Genomic DNA, 19,946 nt, shown 5'->3' on the forward strand with positions numbered 1-19,946 from the left:
CGGTCCTCGGCTTACAACGGCTTGACGGTGAACAAACCATCTTCGTGACCCTCTTCGGAGCCTCCGTAGACTTGTTCGGCGACGGTGCGGATCTGGCTGCCGCGGGCTTGCAGAATCTGGTCCATGGCGCCGGCAAACCAGCCAGTGAACATGTAGTCGACCTTGCGCCCGACCTTGCCGTACACGTAGACGAAGGCCGAGTGTTCGAGCTTGACGCTGGCGGTGCCTTTGTCCAGATCGATGTCCTGGATCTTGAACAGGCCCCAACCGCGCTGCGAGAGGCGCTTCATGTAGTGCTCGAACACGGCGACGCCTTCCAGGCCGTGACATTCGGCTTCCTTTTCACACCAGTGCCAGGCGGACTTGTAGCCGGCCTTGTAGAGGATGTCGGCATAGGCGTCGGCACCCAGCACTGCTTCGATGCCCATGTGGTTGTTGACGAAGAAATGGCGCGGCACGTACAGCATCGGCAGGGCGTCGGAGGTCCAGACACCGGTTTCGCTGTCGACTTCGATTGGCAATTGCGGGGCGATCTTGGCCATGGAAACTTAACTCCAGAAAATTCGTTTGGATGCCCCCGGCGCGGATGCCGGAGGAAAAGAGAGGTTGGCTTATTCGCCCCAGACGTCTTTCAAGACGTTGACCCAGTTTTCGCCCATGATCTTGCGCACTACGCGTTCGCTGTGGCCGCGCTTGAGCAGGGTCTCGGTGAGGTTGGGGAATTCGCCCACGGTGCGGATGCCCAGCGGGTTGATGATCTTGCCGAAGCTGGTCAGGCGGCGGGCGTAGCCCTTGTCATGGGTCAGCATTTCGAAGAAATCCTGGCCATGGCCCTGGGTGAAGTCGGTGCCGATGCCGATGGCGTCTTCGCCGACGATGTTCATGGTGTATTCGATGGCTTCGGCGTAGTCGTCGATGGTGGAATCGATGCCCTTGGCCAGGAATGGCGCGAACATGGTCACGCCGACAAAACCGCCATGGTCGGCAATGAACTTGAGCTCTTCATCGGACTTGTTGCGCGGGTGCTCTTTGAGGCCGGACGGCAGGCAGTGGGAGTAGCACACCGGCTTTTTCGATTCGAGGATGACTTCTTCGCTGGTCTTGGAGCCAACGTGGGAGAGGTCGCACATGATGCCGACGCGGTTCATCTCACCGACGACCTCACGGCCAAAGCCGGACAGGCCGCCGTCGCGCTCGTAGCAGCCGGTGCCGACCAGGTTCTGGGTGTTGTAGCACATCTGCACCACACCCACGCCGAGCTGCTTGAAGATCTCGACGTAGCCCAACTGGTCTTCAAAAGCGTGGGCGTTCTGGAAGCCGAAGATGATGCCGGTCTTGCCCAGCTCTTTCGCGCGGCGAATGTCGGCGGTGGTTTTTACCGGGATCACCAGGTCGCTGTTCTCACGGATCAGGGTCTGGCTGGCAACGATGTTGTTGATCGTGGCCTGGAAGCCTTCCCACACCGACACCGTGCAGTTGGCGGCGGTGAGGCCACCTTTGCGCATGTCTTCGAACAGGTCGCGGTTCCACTTGGCAATAATCAGACCGTCGATAACGATGCTGTCGGCGTGCAACTCGGCTGGGCTCATCAGGCGTCCCCTTATTGGCGATTCATGCGCCGAATCGTCTGCCGGCGCTTTGGGGCCAGCATATGCCCCGGGGCTGAACGGACCGGGTGCAAAAACGACAGGGGAATTGCCGAAAGCGTCAATCCGCGACAAAGGCTGCACAGACAGGCCTGACTGGCGGCTGTTCTTTGTCTTACGCTTGAGCCAGAATTCGGCCATCACCTGATATGAGACGGCGCAATGAAATCGATTTTCCTGGCTTTGGCACTCATCGCAACCGGCGTCCACGCCGCCGAAGACACCGACAGCACGCCGTGCGACGGCATCGAAAACGACCAGCAGACCCTCGCCTGCGCCACCTACAACAAGACCACCGCCGAGCAATTGCTCAAGGACAACTATCAGGGCCTGCTCGAGCGCATGGGTTCGACCTACGGCAGCGACAAGACCAAACTGGCCGACATTACCGCCCGTCTGAAGGACGCCCAGCAAAAATGGGAAAAACTGCGCGACGCCGACTGCGCCGTGGACACCTTCCCGGCGGTGAATGGCAGCAAAGCGTATGCGATTGCGCAGAATGATTGCCTGGCACGGATGAGTGATGAACGGTCGGAGTTTTTGGAGTCGATTGGGCAGGAATAAGCGACAATCTGCGCCCACTTGATCTTATCCAGGGCTATTCATGACTATCTGCGGCATCGAAATCAAAGGCAGCGAAGCCATCATCGCGGTGGCCTCACTGGATAACCAGGCGCTGACCCATGTGGCCCTGTCCACAAAGAAAATCGCCCTGGAAGACGACGATGAGGCCGCCAACGTCAAAGCCTTCGCCGCACAGGTGAAGGCCTTCGTACAGGCAAACGCAATCACCCGCATCGCGATCAAGAAGCGCAGCAAGAAAGGTGAGTTTGCCGGTGGGCCAACCACGTTCAAGATTGAAGGGGTGTTTCAGTTGCTGGACGGGGTTGAGGTGACGCTGCTGTCGCCGCAGACCATCAATGCACAGAACAAGAAGCACACCTTTGACCTGCCGGCTTCGCTGAACAAGTATCAGCATGAAGCGTACAAGGCGGCGTGTTCGGCACTGCTGAAAAAATAAGCCACACCAAAATCTACTGTGGGAGGGGGCTAGCCCCCTCCCACAGTAGATCTCTGTGTTCTTCAGGCAACTGTACGGCGCCGGTGCTGCAGCCAATCCCCGAAGGATTTGTCCTCCAGAGCATAGCCACCCCGGCTCGACTTCCACACCAACTCTTTATCGCGCAGGGCATCAATACAGGCCTGAATGGTCTGGGTGCCCGGCACTACGTCGCTGCCCATGTCCTCCAGTGCCTTGCTGACGGCCGTGATGGTGCTGTCGGTAAACGGCGCGAACGGTTCGTTGTTCTGGGAGCGCTCCACCATCACTTCCAGCACCGCACGCTGGGGAATGGTGAGGGCGTTCCAGGCACTTTCGAATTCGGTCCAAACGCCAGCGCGCAGCAGTTCGGCGCGGCTGTGCAGCAGTTGGCCGAGATTGCTTGCCTCCCCCAGTTCCAATGCCACCTCACCAATAATGGTGCGCAACATTTCCGGGCGACGGCCCACCAGCTCGAACGCTTCATCGATGTCGGCCGCATTGAACTGGTTGGTCTTGGCCAGAAGGCCGTTGAGGTACACGGTGTAGGCCTGTGTGAATGCTTTGCCCAGCAGTGGAAATGGCGTGATGCTGGACCCGAAGAACGGCTGGCTTTTACCTAATACCAGATGGGCAAGCTTGTCGCGATTGGACCCCGTGAACACCAGGCGCAACCCGCTGCCCTCGCCTTCACGACCTTGGTTGAGCTGGTCTCGGGCGGCCTTGAGGGCAAACATCGCGTTAACACCCGCTTCGGTGGTGAGCGCGTGCTGGGCTTCGTCGATCACCAGCACGACGGTTTTCTCGGCAGCGCTGTGAAGCAGCTCCAGCGCTTGCGTCAGTGTCGCGCCTGCAGGCAATTGCGGCTTGGTGAAATCCCAGGACAAGGTGCGCAGGAAGCTGAGCTTTTCAATGCCGATATTCTTGGCCAGTTTGCGGATGCCCTTTGCAAAGGGCACCAGGGCACCGGCAATGGCGCTGGAGATCAGGTCGGCGGGGTCTTTTTCCTTGTCGGCCCACAGGTCAACATACACCGCCAGCCAACCACGCGCCTGGCATTCAGGAACAAAGTCCTCACGCAAAAAAGTACTTTTGCCCGTGCGACGCGGCGCCGCGAGAAACAGGCCAGAGGTGAAATCCTGAATACCGGCCCCCACCAGGCCATCGGCAATGCTGCTTGCCAGGTCGGGACGGCGGAACACAAAGCCGCTGTTCTTGGACATGCTTTTATACTCAATTATGGAAAGGACTATAAATTATAGTAACGAGTATAATTGACTATAATCAGCCGTCAAACCACCTCCCGTCGCCGATCCTCCCTTGGACACTTCGCAAACCTGGCGCGATAACTCCGGGTGAAATACGACGGCGACTCAAACCCGCACGCAATGCTCACCTCCAGCACGCTCATGCCGCTTTGGCGCAACAGCTGCCGGGCTTTTTCCAGGCGCAGGCCAAGGTAGAAGTTGCTTGGCGTGTCGTTCAAATGCAGGCGAAACAGCCGTTCCAGCTGGCGCCGCGTCACTTTGATCGCTTCGGCCAGGGCCAGTGTGCTCAGCGGCGGCTCGGTGTGCTGCTCCATCTCGCCGATGACCTGCACCAGTTTCTTGTTGTTGATGCCGTAGCGCGTGGCGATCTGCATGCGCTGGTGGTCTTTGCGCGGGCGGATGCGGCCGAGCACGAACTGTTCGGAGACCTGGATCGCAAGGTCGGGGCCGTGGGCCTGAGCGATCAGGTCGAGCATCAGGTCGATGGAGGCGGTGCCGCCGGCGCAGGTGATGCGGCGACGGTCGATTTCGAACAGTTCCTGAGTCACGCTCAGGTGCGGATACGACTCCTTGAAGGCATCGATGGCTTCCCAGTGCAGGGTCACGCGGTGGCCGTCGAGCAGGCCGGCTTCGGCCAGCACGCAGGCGCCGGTGTCAATGGCGCCCAGGGTCACGCCGTCATGGTCGAGGCGGCGCAGCCAGTGTTCCAGGGCAGGCGTGGCGAACTGCAGCGGTTCGAAGCCGGCCACCACCAACAGCGTCGCGCCTTTGTTCAGCGGTTCCAGCGCAGCGTCGGCGTTGACCGACATGCCGTTGCTCGCCAGCACCGCACCGCCGTCGGCGCTCAGTATGTGCCAGCGGTACAGCTCGCCGCGAAAGCGGTTGGCCACTCGCAGCGGTTCCAGCGCAGAGATAAAGCCGATGGCGGAGAAGCCCGGCATCAGCAAGAAGTAGAAATCCTGAGACATGGTGGGGCTCTCGTCGGCAGGCTAAGTGGCACTGTGATACTCCCGTTGTCGGGCGGATTCAAGGGGGCAGGTCGCTGCAGTGCAAGCGTCGGTCGCCGCTGTGCGTTTTGTGCTCGACGAAGATCCGTAACGTGGCGTCACGGTGCACGAAGACGCCGGCCCCCACAATAACGACCTGCCGAGGGATCCACCATGAACCGACTGATCAGCCGCTGCGTGTTTGCACTCAGCGCCAGCGCCATTTTGAGCACCAACGCTCTGGCCGCCGACGCGGCATCCTGCCAGAACGTGCGCATGGGCGTGGTGAACTGGACCGACGTCATCGCCACCAGCGCCATGACCCAAGTGTTGCTCGACGGCCTCGGCTACACCACCAAACAGACCAGCGCCTCCCAGCAAATCATCTTCGCCGGCATCCGCGACCGGCGCCTGGACCTGTTCCTCGGCTACTGGAACCCGCTGATGACCCAGACCATCACGCCATTCGTCGACGCCAGGCAAGTCAACGTCCTCGACAAACCCAGCCTGGAAGACGCCCGCGCCACCCTCGCCGTGCCGACTTATCTGGCCGACAAGGGCCTGAAAACCTTTGCCGACATCGCCAGGTTCGACAAGGAACTGGGCGGCAAGATCTACGGCATCGAGCCGGGCTCGGGCGCCAACACGCAGATCAAGGCGATGATCGCCAAGAACCAGTTCGGCCTGGGCAAGTTCCAGTTGGTGGAATCCAGTGAAGCCGGCATGCTCGCCGCCGTCGACCGCGCCGTGCGACGCAAGGAAGCCGTGGTGTTCTTCGGCTGGGCGCCGCACCCGATGAACGTCAACATTGCGATGACCTACCTCAGCGGCAGCGAAGACGCCCTGGGGCCGAACGAGGGCATGGCAAGCGTGTGGACCGTCACCTCGCCCACCTACGCCCAACAGTGCCCCAACGTGCACAAGCTGCTGACCAACCTGACCTTCACCGCCGCCGACGAGAGCCGGATGATGCAGCCGCTGCTGGATCACAAGGACGCCCTGGAATCCGCCCGGCAGTGGCTCAAGGACCACCCGCAGGACCAGGCACGCTGGCTGGAAGGTGTGACCACCTTCGACGGAAAACCGGCTGCGGCCAACCTGCAACTGACCGGTAAATAACCCGTTTTCAATCACTGTTTCGCGGTCGCTTTCGACCGCGAGCGGCACCACCACGCCTGTAAGGAACCGCCCCATGAACCACGACGTCATCATCACCTGCGCACTCACCGGTGCTGGCGACACGACCAGCCGCAGCCCCCACGTGCCGGTCACCCCCAAACAGATCGCCGCCGCTGCCGTGGAGGCCGCCAAGGCCGGCGCCACGGTGGTGCACTGCCACGTACGTGATCCAGAGACCGGCAAGTTCAGCCGCGACGTGGCGCTGTACCGCGAAGTGATGGAGCGCATCCGCGAAGCCGACATCGACATCATCGTCAACCTCACCGCCGGCATGGGCGGTGACCTGGAGATCGGCGGCGGCGAGAACCCGATGGCATTCGGCCCCAACACCGACCTGGTCGGCCCGCTGACCCGCCTGGCCCACGTCGAAGAACTGTTGCCGGAGATCTGCACCCTGGACTGCGGCACCCTCAATTTCGGCGATGGCGACACCATTTACGTGTCCACCCCGGCGCAATTGCGGGCCGGCGCCAAACGCATCCAGGAACTGGGCGTAAAAGCCGAGCTGGAAATTTTCGACACCGGCCACCTCTGGTTCGCCAGGCAGATGATCAAGGAAGGCCTGCTGGATAACCCGCTGTTTCAGCTGTGCCTGGGCATCCCCTGGGGCGCGCCGGCCGACACCACCACCATGAAAGCCATGGTCGACAACCTGCCGACCGACGCGGTGTGGGCCGGCTTCGGCATCGGCCGCATGCAGATGCCGATGGCGGCGCAGGCGGTGCTGCTGGGCGGCAACGTGCGGGTGGGCCTGGAAGACAACCTGTGGCTGGACAAGGGTGTGCTTGCTACCAATGGCCAGTTGGTGGAGCGCGCCAGCGAGATCCTCAGCCGCCTGGGTGCGCGGGTCCTCAGCCCCGCCGAGGGCCGAATCAAGATGGGTCTGACCAAACGCGGTTAAAGAATGTGGGAGGGGGCTTGCTCCCGATAGCAGTGTGTCAGCCAATAAATCCATCAACTGACCCATCGCCATCGGGAGCAAGCCCCCTCCCACAAGGGATTAGCGAACTCTTTAGGAATGTGCCATGAGTTTTATCACTGAAATCAAAACCTTCGCCGCCCTCGGCAGCGGTGTTATCGGCAGCGGCTGGGTGTCCCGCGCCCTGGCCAACGGCCTCGATGTGGTGGCCTGGGACCCGGCCCCCGGTGCCGAAGCGGCACTGCGCAAACGTGTCGCCAACGCCTGGGGTGCCCTGGAAAAACAAGGCCTGGCACCCGGTGCATCCCAGGGCCGCCTGCGCTTTGTGCCAACCATTGAAGAGTGCGTGAAAGACGCCGACTTCATCAAGGAAAGCGCCCCGGAACGCCTGGAGTTGAAGCTGGAATTGCACAGCAAAATCAGCGCCGCAGCCAGGCCGAACGCCTTGATCGGCTCCAGCACTTCGGGCCTGTTGCCGAGTGAGTTCTACGAGGGCTCGACCCACCCGGAGCGTTGCGTGGTCGGGCACCCGTTCAACCCGGTGTATCTGCTGCCGCTGGTGGAAGTGGTGGGCGGCCGGCACACCGCGCCCGAGGCCATCCAGGCAGCGATCAAAGTGTACGAATCCCTCGGCATGCGCCCGCTGCATGTGCGCAAGGAAGTCCCCGGGTTTATCGCCGACCGACTGCTCGAAGCGCTGTGGCGGGAGGCGTTGCACCTGGTGAATGACGGCGTGGCCACCACCGGTGAGATCGACGATGCGATTCGCTTTGGCGCGGGATTGCGCTGGTCGTTCATGGGCACGTTTCTCACCTACACCCTGGCGGGCGGCGATGCCGGTATGCGGCACTTCATGGCACAGTTCGGCCCGGCGTTGCAGTTGCCGTGGACTTACCTGCCCGCACCGGAATTGACTGACAAGCTGATCGACGATGTGGTCGATGGCACCCGCGATCAGTTGGGCAAACACAGCATTTCGGCGCTGGAGCGCTATCGTGATGATTGCCTGCTGGCAGTGCTTGAAGCGGTGAAGAGCACCAAGGCAAAACACGGCATGACCTTCGCCGAATAAAGGACCACTTTCCATGCCCGCATTGATCACCTACACCACCAAAATCCAGCCCGCGTGGGTGGACTACAACGGTCATCTGCGCGATGCGTTCTACCTGCTGATTTTCAGCTACGCCACCGACGCGCTGATGGACACCCTGGGCCTGGACAGCGACAACCGCGAAGCCAGCGGCCACTCGTTGTTCACCCTGGAGCTGCACCTGAACTACCTGCACGAAGTCAAACTCGGCGCCGAGGTGCAGGTGCACACCCAACTGATCGCCTTTGATACCAAGCGCCTGCACCTCTATCACAGCCTGCATTGGGTGGGCGACGAGAAGGAGTTGGCAGGCAACGAGCAGATGCTGTTGCACGTCGACCTGGCCGGCCCGCACGCGACGCCGTTCAGCGAGGTCACATTGGCAAGACTCATGGCCCTCAGCGCCGGGCAGAAGGATCTCCCCAGGCCCGCCCTGCTGGGCCGGGTGATCGGTTTGCCGACAAAAAAAGCCCCGATCCAGCCGTGACTGAATCGGGGCAGAGGTGCCTTGTGTGAGCCATGCATCCCGAGGGTGACCAAACCGTCAAGCTGCTTGCCTGGGTGCAGTGTGCCGGTTCATGCGCTCGCCACCTGCCCCCAAAACGACACCCTCATAGCCATTCGAGGCATTCGGGCATTCTGCCCTTGCCGAGCGGTCGGGGGGCTACCAGAATCCGAGTCAATCCAGCTCCGTTAACCAGGGTAAACGTCATGATGCACGCGGATTTGATTGACCAGGATGACCTGCTGAGCCAACTGCGCTCGCTGGGTTTCGACGTGTCCAGCGGCGCCAGCGCCGAGCAGGCCTGCGAGTGTGCGGTGCGCGGTTTGAGTGACGAGCGGGCGAAGGCGCTCCAGAGGATGGTTGAGCGGATGTATGGCGGCAGTGCGACGATCCTGCCAGCGGTGAGGCAGGCAATTGACAGGCAGTTGCTGCCGGCATTGATGCAATTCAAACAGAATTCCGGCGCCTGACAGGGCGCTATCGGGAGCAAGCCCCCTCCCACATTTTGAATTGTGAATACCTTCAAATGTGGGAGGGGGCTTGCTCCCGATACAGGCGACGCGGTCTAGAGCCTCACGCTGGCGAACGTCGACTCGTTCCTGGCCTGGCTCAACGCCGACATCGGCCCCGACAACGGCGACAACAGCGCCTGCGGAATCGGTAGCATCGCCACCTGCTGGGTGGTGTTGGAGCCGACGCGCTCATCGCGTGGCGGAATGCCGAAGTATTCGCGGTAGCACTTGGAGAAATGCGGCGTGGACACAAACCCGCACACCGATGCCACTTCGATGATCGACATCGGCGTTTGCTTGAGCAACTGCCGCGCACGGATCAGACGCAGTTTGAGGTAATAGCGCGACGGCGAGCAGTGCAGGTATTTCTGGAACAGCCGCTCCAGTTGGCGTCGCGACACGGCGACGTACACCGCCAGTTCATCCAGGTCGATCGGCTCTTCGAGGTTGGCTTCCATCAACGCGACGATTTCCTGCAGCTTCGGCTGGTTGGTGCCGAGCATGTGCTTGAGTGGCACGCGCTGGTGATCCTGTTCGTTGCGGATGCGTTCGTAGACGAACATTTCGGAGATGGCCGCCGACAATTCACGGCCGTGGTCGCGGCTGATCAGGTGCAGCATCATGTCCAGCGGCGCGGTGCCGCCGGAGCTGGTGAAGCGGTTGCGGTCGAGGGTGAACAGGCGCGTGCTCATGGCCACGCGCGGGAAGGCTTCCTGCATCGACGCCAGGCATTCCCAGTGCACGCTGCAATCGAACCCGTCGAGCAAACCGGCACAGGCCAGCGCCCAACTGCCGGTGCACACCGCACCCAGGCGGCGCGACTGGCGCGCCTGGCTCTGCAGCCACGACACGTGCTCACGGGTCACGGTGCGCTGGATGCCCACGCCGCCGCACACAATAACGGTGTCCAGGGCCGGGGCTTTGTGCATGGAGGCATCGGGCGTGATTTGCAGACCGTCGCTGGCCCACACCTGGCTGCCGTCGGCACTCAGGGTGGTCCAGCGATACAGTTCGCGACCGGACAGCTGATTGGCCATGCGCAGCGGTTCCACCGCCGACGCCAGGGAAATCAGCGTGAAATTGTCCAGCAGCAAAAAGCCGATGGATTGAGGCGCACGGTTCTGGGGTTGGGCCCCTGAGTTGAACGACGTCATCGCGGTATCTCCTCACACAAAGCAGTTGATGGCCTCAGGCGAGGCTCTTGTTATTGCGCTCTTCATCCATAAAGAAGAGAGGCTTTGAATTGCTAGAGCAAATGCCGTGCCTGAATTTGAATGCCTATTCAATAAATCCTGAAAACGACCTGTTGACGCGTCTATACAAGCCCACGCAGGGAGTACGGGATACGGCTGAAAAAGGCGCTCGTTCAAAAGGGGTGAGCAGATCGGTAGCACTTGTGGGAAGGCGCTTTGCGGGCGTAGGAGTAGTCTGTCACCCCATGCGCAGGTGACGGGTCGTTAAGGGGGAAGTCGTTCGCTAGCTACTTATCTATTTGCGACGCGCTAAAAGGTGGCGCTTTTGGGTCCGGGTGTTCACTTTATGAGCAGTGTCAGCTGAGCGACCGCTATCGGGAGCAAGCCCCCTCCCACATTTGAAGGTATTCACAATTCAAAATGTGGGAGGGGCTTGCTGCCGATGCAGGCAACTCGGTCTCAGCACTCAACCGCGCTGACCGCCAAGCCACCGCGCGACGTTTCCTTGTACTTGTCATGCATGTCCGCGCCGGTATCACGCATGGTGCGGATCACCCGGTCCAGGGAGATAAAGTGCTGCCCATCGCCACGCAGGGCCATTTGCGCGGCGTTGATCGCTTTCACTGCGGCAATCGCATTGCGCTCAATGCACGGCACCTGCACCAGGCCACCCACCGGATCGCAGGTCAGACCAAGGTTGTGCTCCAGGCCGATTTCGGCGGCGTTGCACAGTTGCTCCGGGGTCGCGCCAAGAATCTCCGCCAGCCCGGCGGCGGCCATGGCGCACGCAGAACCCACCTCGCCCTGGCAGCCGACTTCGGCGCCGGAGATCGACGCGTTCTTCTTGCACAGAATCCCCACCGCCGCAGCGCCGAGCATGTAGTCGACCACGTTGGCTTCGGTGACGTCTTCGCTGAATTTCATGAAGTAGTGCAGCACTGCCGGAATGATCCCTGCCGCGCCGTTGGTGGGGGCGGTGACCATGCGCCCGCCGGCGGCGTTCTCTTCGTTGACCGCCAGGGCGAACAGGTTGACCCACTCCATGGCGCTCAGGGTCGAGCCGATCACATTCGGTTTGCCCAGCTCTTGCAGGCTGCGGTGCAACCTGGCCGCACGGCGCCGCACATTCAGCCCGCCGGGGAGGATGCCTTCATGCTTGAGGCCCTGCTCCACGCAATCCTGCATGGCGCGCCAGAGCTTCATCAGGCCGCTGCGGATTTCCTCTTCGGAGCGCCACACCTTTTCGTTGGCCAGCATCAGTTCGGCGACGCGCAGGTTGTGGGTCTTGCATAACTGCAACAACTCGGCCGCGCTGGAAAAATCATAGGGCAGCTCGGTGCGGTCCATGTCGGCCACCCCGCTTTGCGCCTGGGCCTCGTCCACCACAAAGCCGCCACCCACCGAGTAGTAGGTGTCGCGGTGCAATTCGCCGTGCTGGTCAAACACCACCAGGGTCATGGCATTGGGGTGAAACGGCAGGTTTTCGTCGAGCAGGCGCATGTCCCGCGCCCACACGAAGGGCACCGGCAAACGCCCGTCGAGCAGCAGCGTGTCGGTTTCGCGTAGGGTGCTGATGCGGATGCCGATCTGCGACGGATCAATGGCGTCCGGCCACTCGCCCATCAGGCCCATGATGGTGGCGGTGTCGCTGCCGTGACCGATGCCGGTGGCCGACAATGACCCGTACAGCTGAACTTCGACGCGGCAAACCTGTTCCAACAGGTCACGTTCACGCAGTGTCTGAACGAACAACGCCGCGGCGCGCATGGGGCCGACGGTGTGAGAACTCGAAGGCCCGATGCCGATCTTGAACAGGTCGAAAACGCTGATAGCCATTAACGTGAAACTCCTCGGTGGACACAAATCGGACACCCGGGAGCTGCTACGCTCAGATCGCCCAGATGGCGGCATCATCAGGCTTTTGTCCGCCGTCACGGCGTCTCACACCGACGCAACCATGCTCACCAGCGTCGCCTGCGTGCAATCGCCTGTTTTGGCCGTTTTTTGCGGTGCGCAAGGCTGAAAACTGCGGTTTTGCCTTGGGAAAAATCTGTAAGCGACGTCACCAATACTGGATACGACCCTCCCTGTACTGGATACGACGCCCCCTGTAGGCGTCAGATTTTCACTGGTACATGATCAGTCCCGACTCGTTTGCAAGGCACCGTGCCAGAGCTGCATCGCACGCTCCAACCGCAACACCTATAAAGCGCGGCGATTGCCGCCAGAAAAAACACAGGAGTCTAGCCCTATGAAAGCTTCACCCTCGTTGTTGTTGGCCGCCATGCTGAGTCTGCCCGTCATGACTCACGCTGCAGAACCGGAACAGTGCAAGACCGTCAACTTCTCCGATGTCGGCTGGACCGACATTACCGTCACCACCGCGACCACCAGCGAAATCCTCAAGGGCCTGGGCTACAAGCCGCGCACCACGATGATTTCGGTACCTGTGACCTACAAGTCGCTGGCCGACGGCAAGAACATGGACATCTTCCTCGGCAACTGGATGCCGACCATGGAAAACGACATCAAGCAGTACCGTGATGCCGGCACCGTGGAAACCGTACGCGCCAACCTGGAGAACGCCAAGTACACCCTGGCCGTGCCGGAAGCGCTGTACAACAAGGGCCTGAAAGACTTCGCCGATATCGCCAAATTCAAGGACGAGCTGGACGGCAAGATCTACGGCATCGAGCCTGGCAACGACGGCAACCGCACCATCCAGACCTTGATCGACAAAGACGCCTTCGGCCTCAAGACCGCCGGTTTCAAAGTCGTCGAGTCCAGCGAAGCCGGGATGCTTTCGCAGGTGGAGCGCGCTGCCCGGCGCGACAAGGCCATCGTGTTCCTTGGCTGGGAACCGCACCCGATGAACACCCGCTTCAAAATGAAATACCTGACCGGGGGTGATGATTCATTCGGCCCCAACTACGGCCAGGCCACCATCTACACCAACACCCGCAAGGGCTACACCCAGGAATGCAGCAACGTGGGCCAGTTGCTGAAAAACCTGGTGTTCAGCCTCGACATGGAAAGCACCCTGATGGGCAAGGTCCTGGACGACAAACAGAAGCCCGACGCCGCCGCCAAGGCCTGGCTGAAAGCCAACCCGCAAGTCCTCGATACCTGGCTCGCCGGTGTCACCACCGTCGACGGCAAACCCGGGCTCGACGCCGTTAAAGCTTACCTCGCCAAATAACCCCCGCTGACCCCGGGCCGGTGCGCTGGCCCGGGATGTTTTCCCCTTCGCATGTGGACATTCACTACCATGCTGACTGAACAGAAAATCCCACTAGGCCAGTACATCGCTGCCTTCGTCGAATGGTTGACCGAACACGGTGCCAACTACTTCGACGCAATCGCATCGACACTGGAAACGATGATCCACGGCGTGACGTTCGCGCTGACCTGGTTCAATCCACTGGCATTGATCGGTCTGATTGCGCTGCTGGCTCACTTCATTCAACGCAAATGGGGACTGACTGTCTTCGTCATCGTCTCCTTCCTGCTGATCCTCAACCTGGGGTACTGGCAGGAAACCATGGAAACCCTCGCGCAGGTGCTGTTCGCCACCCTGGTCTGCGTGGTCATCGGCGTGCCGCTGGGCATTGTTGCCGCGCACAAGCCGATGTTCTACACCATGATGCGGCCGGTACTCGATCTGATGCAGACCGTACCGACCTTCGTCTACCTCATCCCTACCCTGACCCTCTTCGGGCTGGGTGTGGTGCCTGGCCTGATCTCCACGGTGGTGTTCGCGATTGCCGCGCCCATCCGGCTGACCTACCTGGGCATCCGCGATGTACCGCAAGAGTTGATGGACGCCGGCAAGGCCTTCGGCTGCTCGCGCCGTCAGTTGCTCTCGCGCATTGAACTGCCCCACGCCATGCCGAGCATTGCCGCCGGTATTACCCAATGCATCATGCTGTCGTTGTCGATGGTGGTGATCGCCGCGCTGGTGGGCGCCGACGGCCTCGGCAAACCGGTGGTCAACGCACTGAACACCGCCGATATCGCCCTGGGCTTTGAAGCGGGCCTGGCGATCGTGTTGCTGGCCATCATGCTCGACCGCATCTGCAAACAACCCGAAGCCAAAGCAGGGGGTGATGCATGAGCATTATCCGATTCGACAAGGTCGACGTGATCTTCTCCAAGGACCCACGCGAAGCGCTCAAGCTGCTGGACCAGGGCATGAGCCGTAACGAGATTCTGAAAAAAACCGGGCAGATCGTCGGCGTGGAAAACGCCAGCCTGGATATCCAGAAAGGCGAAATCTGCGTGCTGATGGGCCTGTCGGGCTCCGGCAAGTCGAGCCTGCTGCGCTGCATCAACGGCCTCAACACCGTGAGCCGTGGCCAGTTGTTCGTCGAGCATGAAGGCCGCCAGATCGACATCGCCTCGTGCACACCCGCGGAGCTTAAGATGATGCGCACCCAGCGCATTGCCATGGTGTTCCAGAAGTTCGCCCTGATGCCCTGGCTGACGGTGCGCGAAAACATCAGCTTTGGTCTGGAAATGCAGGGTCGCCCGGAGAAAGAGCGACGCAAGCTGGTGGATGAAAAACTCGAGCTGGTGGGCCTGACGCAATGGCGCAACAAGAAGCCGGACGAGCTGTCGGGCGGCATGCAGCAACGTGTGGGCCTGGCCCGTGCGCTGGCGATGGACGCCGACATCCTGCTGATGGACGAACCTTTCTCCGCCCTCGACCCGCTGATCCGCCAGGGCCTGCAAGATGAACTGCTGGAACTGCAGCGCAAGCTGAACAAGACCATCGTGTTCGTCAGCCACGACCTGGATGAGGCGCTCAAACTGGGCAGCCGCATCGCGATCATGAAGGACGGCAAGATCATCCAGTACAGCGTGCCCGAAGAGATCGTGCTGAACCCGGCCGATGACTACGTGCGCACCTTCGTCGCGCACACCAACCCGCTGAACGTGCTGTGCGGCCGCAGCCTGATGCGCACGCTGGACAACTGCACGCGCGTCAACGGCTCTGTGTGCCTGGACCCGGGCGGCGACTCGTGGCTGGACCTGGCCGAAGGCAATACCATCCAGGGCGCGCGGCAGAACGGCGTGGTCATGAATCTGCAGAACTGGGCGCCGGGCCAGGCCGTGGAAAGCCTGGAGCGGGTACCGACGCTGGTGGATTCCAATATCGGCATGCGCGATGCGTTACAGATTCGCTACCAGACCGGCAACAAGCTGGTGTTGCATGACAACCACAAGGTGGTAGGCATCCTCGGAGACAGTGAGCTGTACCACGCCCTGCTGGGCAAAAACCTGGGCTGACAGACACTGCACAACAACCTGTGGGAGGGGGCTTGCTCCCGATAGCGGTGTATCAGCCACAGAGGGTGTGGCTGACAGCCTGCCATCGGGAGCAAGCCCCCTCCCACATTTTTTTGTGCCGATTCCAGCCTGTGATTTTTTATTGATTGAACGTTCAATCAAAACAAAATAGACTGCCCCTCAAGCCGATGGCCGCATTTGGCCCATCAGCGGCCTAAGGAAGAGGTGAAACATGCCCAAGGTCGGTATGCAACCCATACGCCGCCAGCAGTTGATCGAGGCCACATTGACGGCCATCGACCAGGTCGGCATGGCAGACGCCAGCATTGCGCTGATCGCGCGTCTGGCCGGGGTGTCGAACGGCATCATCAGCCACTACTTTCAGGACAAGAACGGCCTGATCGCGGCAACCATGCGTTACCTGATGAATGTGCTGATCGAGCGCGTCCAGGAGCGCCGACAGGCGTTGGAAGACGACAGCCCCCGTGCACACCTGCAGGTGATCATCGGCGGCAACTTCGACGCCAGCCAGGTCAGTGGCCCGGCAATGAAAACCTGGCTGGCCTTCTGGGCCGCCAGCATGCACCACCCGTCATTGCACAGGTTGCAGCGGATCAACGATCACCGCCTGTATTCCAACCTGTGCTGCCAGTTCCGCCGTGTGCTGCCGCTGCCCGAAGCACGCAGCGCAGCCCGCGGCCTGGCGGCCCTGATCGACGGTTTGTGGTTGCGCGGCGCCCTCTCGGGAGACGCTTTCGACACGGCGCAGGCGCAGCGGATCGCTGACGAATACATGGACTTCCAATTGGCCAAGCAGGCGAGCTAGCGCACCAACACGCGCTCAACTCCCCAAACGCGCCAACCCATTAATGCACATGCGAGGACTTTATGGCCCGTTTCGAAACGCAAAAACTCTACATTGACGGCGGCTACAGCGACGCTGGCAGCGATGCCACCTTTGAAGCCATCAACCCGGCTAACGGTGAAGTTCTCGCCCACGTGCAACGCGCCACCTTCGATGACGTCGAGCGTGCCGTGGTCAGCGCCGAAAAAGGCCAGAAAATCTGGGCCGCGATGACCGCCATGGAGCGTTCGCGCATCCTGCGTCGCGCCGTCGATATCCTGCGCGAGCGCAACGACGAGCTGGCCGCCCTGGAAACCCTGGACACCGGTAAAGCCTTTTCCGAAACCCAATTCGTCGACGTCGTCACCGGCGCCGACGTGCTGGAGTACTACGCAGGCCTGGTGCCGGCCATCGAAGGCGAGCAGATTCCGCTGCGCGACACCTCGTTCGTCTACACCCGCCGCGAACCGCTGGGCGTGGTGGCCGGTATCGGCGCGTGGAACTACCCGATCCAGATCGCCCTGTGGAAATCCGCACCGGCCCTGGCCGCCGGCAACGCGATGATCTTCAAGCCCAGCGAAGTCACCTCGCTGACCACCCTGAAACTGGCCGAGATCTACACCGAAGCCGGCGTACCGGCAGGCGTGTTCAACGTACTCACCGGCAGCGGCCGCGAAGTCGGCACCTGGCTCACCGAGCACCCGCGCATCGAGAAAGTCTCGTTCACCGGCGGCACCGACACCGGCAAGAAGGTGATGGCCAGCGCTTCCAGCTCTTCGCTGAAAGAAGTGACCATGGAACTGGGCGGCAAGTCGCCGCTGATCGTGTTCGAAGACGCCGACCTGGACCGCGCCGCCGACATCGCAATGATGGCCAACTTCTACAGCTCCGGCCAGGTGTGCACCAACGGCACCCGCGTGTTCGTGCCCAAGCAGCTGCAATCGGCGTTCGAAGCCAAGATCCTTGAGCGTGTGGCGCGCATTCGCGTCGGCGACCCGCAGGACGAAAACACCAACTTCGGCCCGCTGGTCAGCTTCGCCCACATGGAAAGCGTGCTGGGCTACATCGCCAAGGGCAAAGAGCAAGGCGCACGCCTGCTGTGCGGCGGCGAGCGCATGACCGAAGGCGACCTGGCCAAAGGCGCCTACGTGGCCCCGACGGTGTTCAGCGATTGCACCGACGACATGGTGATCGTGCGTGAAGAAATCTTCGGCCCGGTAATGAGCCTGCTCACCTACGAGACTGAAGAAGAAGTGATCCGCCGCGCCAACGACACCGACTTCGGCCTGGCTGCTGGCCTTGTGACCAAGGACCTGAACCGCGCCCACCGCGTGATTCATCAACTCGAAGCGGGCATCTGCTGGATCAACGCCTGGGGCGAGTCCGACGCGAAGATGCCGGTGGGCGGCTACAAGCAATCGGGTGTGGGCCGCGAGAACGGGATCAGCTCGCTGAACAACTTCACCCGCATCAAATCGGTACAGGTTGAGCTGGGCGACTACGCCTCGGTGTTCTAAAACCGGGGGCAATGCCCCCCTGTGGCGAGCGGGCTTGCCCCGCGCTGGGCTGCGAAGCAGCCCCATTGCAGCCCGGCACAGTCTTTTCAGATAGAACTCCAGCGCTGATTTTGCGACTGCTGCGCAGTCGAACGGGGGGCAAGCCCCCTCGCCACAAAAGCAGCCGAACCCAATTTTACGAGGGTGCATCCAATGTCCCAAGAATACGACTACATCATTGTGGGTGCCGGCTCGGCCGGTAACACCCTGGCGACCCGTCTGACCGAAGACGAAGGCGTCACCGTTCTGCTGCTGGAAGCCGGCGGCCCCGACTATCGTCTGGATTTCCGCACCCAGATGCCCGCCGCCCTGGCGTTCCCACTGCAAGGCCGCCGCTACAACTGGGCCTACGAGACCGATCCCGAGCCACACATGAACGGGCGCCGGATGGAATGCGGTCGCGGCAAAGGCCTGGGCGGTTCCTCGCTGATCAACGGCATGTGCTACATCCGTGGCAACGCGATGGACTATGACAACTGGGCCAAATTGCCGGGCCTGGAAGACTGGACTTACCTCGACTGCCTGCCGTACTTCCGCAAGGCCGAAACCCGCGACATCGGCCCGAATGACTGGCACGGCGGCGACGGCCCGGTCAGTGTGACCACGCCCAAGGCCGGCAATAACCCGCTGTTCAGCGCCATGGTGGAAGCCGGGGTGCAGGCCGGTTACCCGCGTACCGAAGACCTGAACGGCTACCAGCAGGAAGGCTTCGGCCCGATGGACCGCACCGTCACGCCCAACGGCCGTCGTGCCAGCACTGCGCGCGGTTACCTGGACACCGCCAAAAAGCGTTCGACCCTGACCATCGTCACCCACGCCCTCACCGACAAGGTGCTGTTCGAAGGCAAACGTGCAGTGGGCGTGCGTTACCTGATCGGTGCCGCCGAAGAACGCGTTGAAGCCCGTGCACGTAAAGAAGTATTGGTCTGCAGCGGCGCAATCGCTTCGCCGCAACTGCTGCAACGCTCCGGCGTCGGACCGGCCAAACTGCTGGAGAGCCTCGACATCCCGGTGGTCCACGACCTGCCCGGTGTCGGCGAAAACCTGCAGGACCACCTTGAGCTGTACCTGCAATACGCATGCACCCAACCGGTGTCGCTGTACCCGTCGCTGCTCTGGTATAACCAGCCGGCCATCGGTGCCGAGTGGCTGTTCAATGGCACCGGCATCGGCGCCAGCAACCAGTTCGAAGCCGGCGGTTTCATCCGTTCGCGTCCGGAATTCGAATGGCCGAACATCCAGTACCACTTCCTGCCGGTGGCGATCAATTACAACGGCAGCAAGGGTGTGCAGGAGCACGGTTTCCAGGCGCACATGGGCTCCATGCGTTCGCCAAGCCGTGGCCGTGTGCAGGTGAAGTCGAAGAATCCACGGGACTACCCGAGCATCCTCTTCAACTACATGGCCTCGGAGCAGGACTGGGAAGAATTCCGCGACGGCATCCGCCTGACCCGCGAAATCATGCAGCAGCCGGCGCTGGACCCTTACCGTGGCCGCGAAATCAGCCCGGGCATCGAGGTGCAAACCGATGAACAGCTCGACACGTTCATCCGCGAGCACGCCGAAACGGCCTACCACCCTTCATGCTCGTGCAAGATGGGCACCGACGAGATGGCCGTGGTCGATGGCGAAGGCCGCGTGCATGGCATGCAGGGCCTGCGTGTGGTGGATGCGTCGATCATGCCGATCATCACCACCGGCAACCTGAACGCGCCAACGATCATGATCGCCGAGAAAATCGCCGACAGGATCCGCAACCGCCAGCCGTTGCCACGCAGCACTGCCGACTACTACGTGGCGGGCGATGCGCCGGTGCGCGGCAAACCGCTGCGTGAGATTGCGCAGTAACTGATACCCCTTGTGGCGAGCAGGCTTGCCCTAATGCCGTTCAGTTAAGCGCAGATTCCCTGTGGCGAGCAG

19 protein-coding genes are annotated in these 19,946 nt (G+C 61.5%); 13 read left to right on the forward strand and 6 right to left on the reverse strand.

The features are described from left to right. Positions 1-11: 11 nt before the first annotated feature. Positions 12-542 carry a DUF5943 domain-containing protein gene (locus RHM60_RS14110; RefSeq protein WP_209985709.1) on the reverse strand — a complete coding sequence of 177 codons (531 nt, stop codon included), beginning with the start codon at positions 540-542 and terminating at the stop codon, positions 12-14. A 69-nt stretch (positions 543-611) separates the two neighbouring features. Continuing rightward, entirely contained in the window at positions 612-1,589 is a 978-nt protein-coding gene (locus tag RHM60_RS14115) for a dipeptidase (RefSeq protein WP_176996679.1), read from the reverse strand. A gap of 219 nt (positions 1,590-1,808) precedes the next feature. Between RHM60_RS14115 and RHM60_RS14120 the strand changes: the two genes are divergently transcribed. Then, positions 1,809-2,210: a lysozyme inhibitor LprI family protein gene (locus RHM60_RS14120; protein WP_057006602.1), complete on the forward strand. Its 402-nt coding sequence runs from the start codon at positions 1,809-1,811 to the stop codon at positions 2,208-2,210. Between the two features lie 40 nt (positions 2,211-2,250). Continuing rightward, on the forward strand, positions 2,251-2,667 hold the full coding sequence (locus tag RHM60_RS14125; protein ID WP_322212090.1) for a DUF3010 family protein: 417 nt from the start codon (positions 2,251-2,253) through the stop codon (positions 2,665-2,667). Positions 2,668-2,729: 62 nt separating this feature from the next. On the opposite strand, the gene RHM60_RS14130 is transcribed toward RHM60_RS14125, so the two are convergent. Then, positions 2,730-3,908 carry a hypothetical protein gene (locus RHM60_RS14130; protein WP_322212091.1) on the reverse strand — a complete coding sequence of 393 codons (1,179 nt, stop codon included), beginning with the start codon at positions 3,906-3,908 and terminating at the stop codon, positions 2,730-2,732. A 68-nt stretch (positions 3,909-3,976) separates the two neighbouring features. After that, on the reverse strand, positions 3,977-4,921 hold the full coding sequence (locus RHM60_RS14135) for a GlxA family transcriptional regulator (RefSeq protein WP_015373139.1): 945 nt from the start codon (positions 4,919-4,921) through the stop codon (positions 3,977-3,979). 192 nt (positions 4,922-5,113) lie between these two features. Between RHM60_RS14135 and RHM60_RS14140 the strand changes: the two genes are divergently transcribed. The 5 genes from RHM60_RS14140 to RHM60_RS14160 all read left to right on the forward strand — a co-directional run bounded on the left by RHM60_RS14140 (position 5,114) and on the right by RHM60_RS14160 (position 9,102). Then, positions 5,114-6,058 (forward strand): choline ABC transporter substrate-binding protein, encoded by a 945-nt coding sequence (locus RHM60_RS14140; RefSeq protein WP_231423507.1) that lies wholly within the window; start codon positions 5,114-5,116, stop codon positions 6,056-6,058. A 73-nt stretch (positions 6,059-6,131) separates the two neighbouring features. Continuing rightward, the gene (locus RHM60_RS14145) at positions 6,132-7,019 is read left to right on the forward strand and encodes a 3-keto-5-aminohexanoate cleavage protein (RefSeq protein ID WP_209985722.1); all 888 of its coding nucleotides are present in this window, start codon (positions 6,132-6,134) and stop codon (positions 7,017-7,019) included. Between the two features lie 124 nt (positions 7,020-7,143). Continuing rightward, positions 7,144-8,109 (forward strand): L-carnitine dehydrogenase, encoded by a 966-nt coding sequence (locus RHM60_RS14150; RefSeq protein WP_322212092.1) that lies wholly within the window; start codon positions 7,144-7,146, stop codon positions 8,107-8,109. 13 nt (positions 8,110-8,122) lie between these two features. Further along, positions 8,123-8,614, forward strand: a complete 492-nt coding sequence (locus RHM60_RS14155) for a thioesterase family protein (RefSeq protein WP_322212093.1) — start codon at positions 8,123-8,125, stop codon at positions 8,612-8,614. 224 nt (positions 8,615-8,838) lie between these two features. Then, positions 8,839-9,102 carry a hypothetical protein gene (locus tag RHM60_RS14160; RefSeq protein WP_209985734.1) on the forward strand — a complete coding sequence of 88 codons (264 nt, stop codon included), beginning with the start codon at positions 8,839-8,841 and terminating at the stop codon, positions 9,100-9,102. A 95-nt stretch (positions 9,103-9,197) separates the two neighbouring features. On the opposite strand, the gene RHM60_RS14165 is transcribed toward RHM60_RS14160, so the two are convergent. Continuing rightward, entirely contained in the window at positions 9,198-10,298 is a 1,101-nt protein-coding gene (locus RHM60_RS14165; RefSeq protein ID WP_209985736.1) for a GlxA family transcriptional regulator, read from the reverse strand. 498 nt (positions 10,299-10,796) lie between these two features. Further along, a complete protein-coding gene (locus tag RHM60_RS14170; RefSeq protein ID WP_209985740.1) occupies positions 10,797-12,173 on the reverse strand; it encodes an L-serine ammonia-lyase in 1,377 nt (458 codons plus the stop codon). A 415-nt stretch (positions 12,174-12,588) separates the two neighbouring features. On the opposite strand from RHM60_RS14170, the gene RHM60_RS14175 reads away from it, so the two are divergent. The 6 genes from RHM60_RS14175 to betA all read left to right on the forward strand — a co-directional run bounded on the left by RHM60_RS14175 (position 12,589) and on the right by betA (position 19,874). Further along, complete coding sequence (locus tag RHM60_RS14175; protein WP_060548166.1) at positions 12,589-13,536, forward strand: choline ABC transporter substrate-binding protein; 948 nt, start codon at positions 12,589-12,591, stop codon at positions 13,534-13,536. Positions 13,537-13,605: 69 nt separating this feature from the next. Then, positions 13,606-14,451: a choline ABC transporter permease subunit gene (choW, locus tag RHM60_RS14180; RefSeq protein ID WP_015373144.1), complete on the forward strand. Its 846-nt coding sequence runs from the start codon at positions 13,606-13,608 to the stop codon at positions 14,449-14,451. Then, positions 14,448-15,626: a choline ABC transporter ATP-binding protein gene (gene choV / locus RHM60_RS14185; protein ID WP_209985743.1), complete on the forward strand. Its 1,179-nt coding sequence runs from the start codon at positions 14,448-14,450 to the stop codon at positions 15,624-15,626. The genes choW and choV overlap by 4 nt, the downstream gene beginning before the upstream one ends. A 232-nt stretch (positions 15,627-15,858) precedes the next feature. Beyond that, positions 15,859-16,452, forward strand: coding sequence for a transcriptional regulator BetI (betI, locus tag RHM60_RS14190; RefSeq protein WP_209985746.1), 594 nt, complete (start codon positions 15,859-15,861; stop codon positions 16,450-16,452). 62 nt (positions 16,453-16,514) lie between these two features. Beyond that, the gene (betB, locus tag RHM60_RS14195) at positions 16,515-17,987 is read left to right on the forward strand and encodes a betaine-aldehyde dehydrogenase (RefSeq protein ID WP_209985748.1); all 1,473 of its coding nucleotides are present in this window, start codon (positions 16,515-16,517) and stop codon (positions 17,985-17,987) included. Between the two features lie 192 nt (positions 17,988-18,179). Then, on the forward strand, positions 18,180-19,874 hold the full coding sequence (betA, locus tag RHM60_RS14200; RefSeq protein ID WP_209985752.1) for a choline dehydrogenase: 1,695 nt from the start codon (positions 18,180-18,182) through the stop codon (positions 19,872-19,874). The last annotated feature ends 72 nt before the right edge of the window (positions 19,875-19,946 follow it).

It is taken from the genome of Pseudomonas sp. MH9.3 (assembly GCF_034354675.1).
GTDB lineage: Bacteria > Pseudomonadota > Gammaproteobacteria > Pseudomonadales > Pseudomonadaceae > Aquipseudomonas.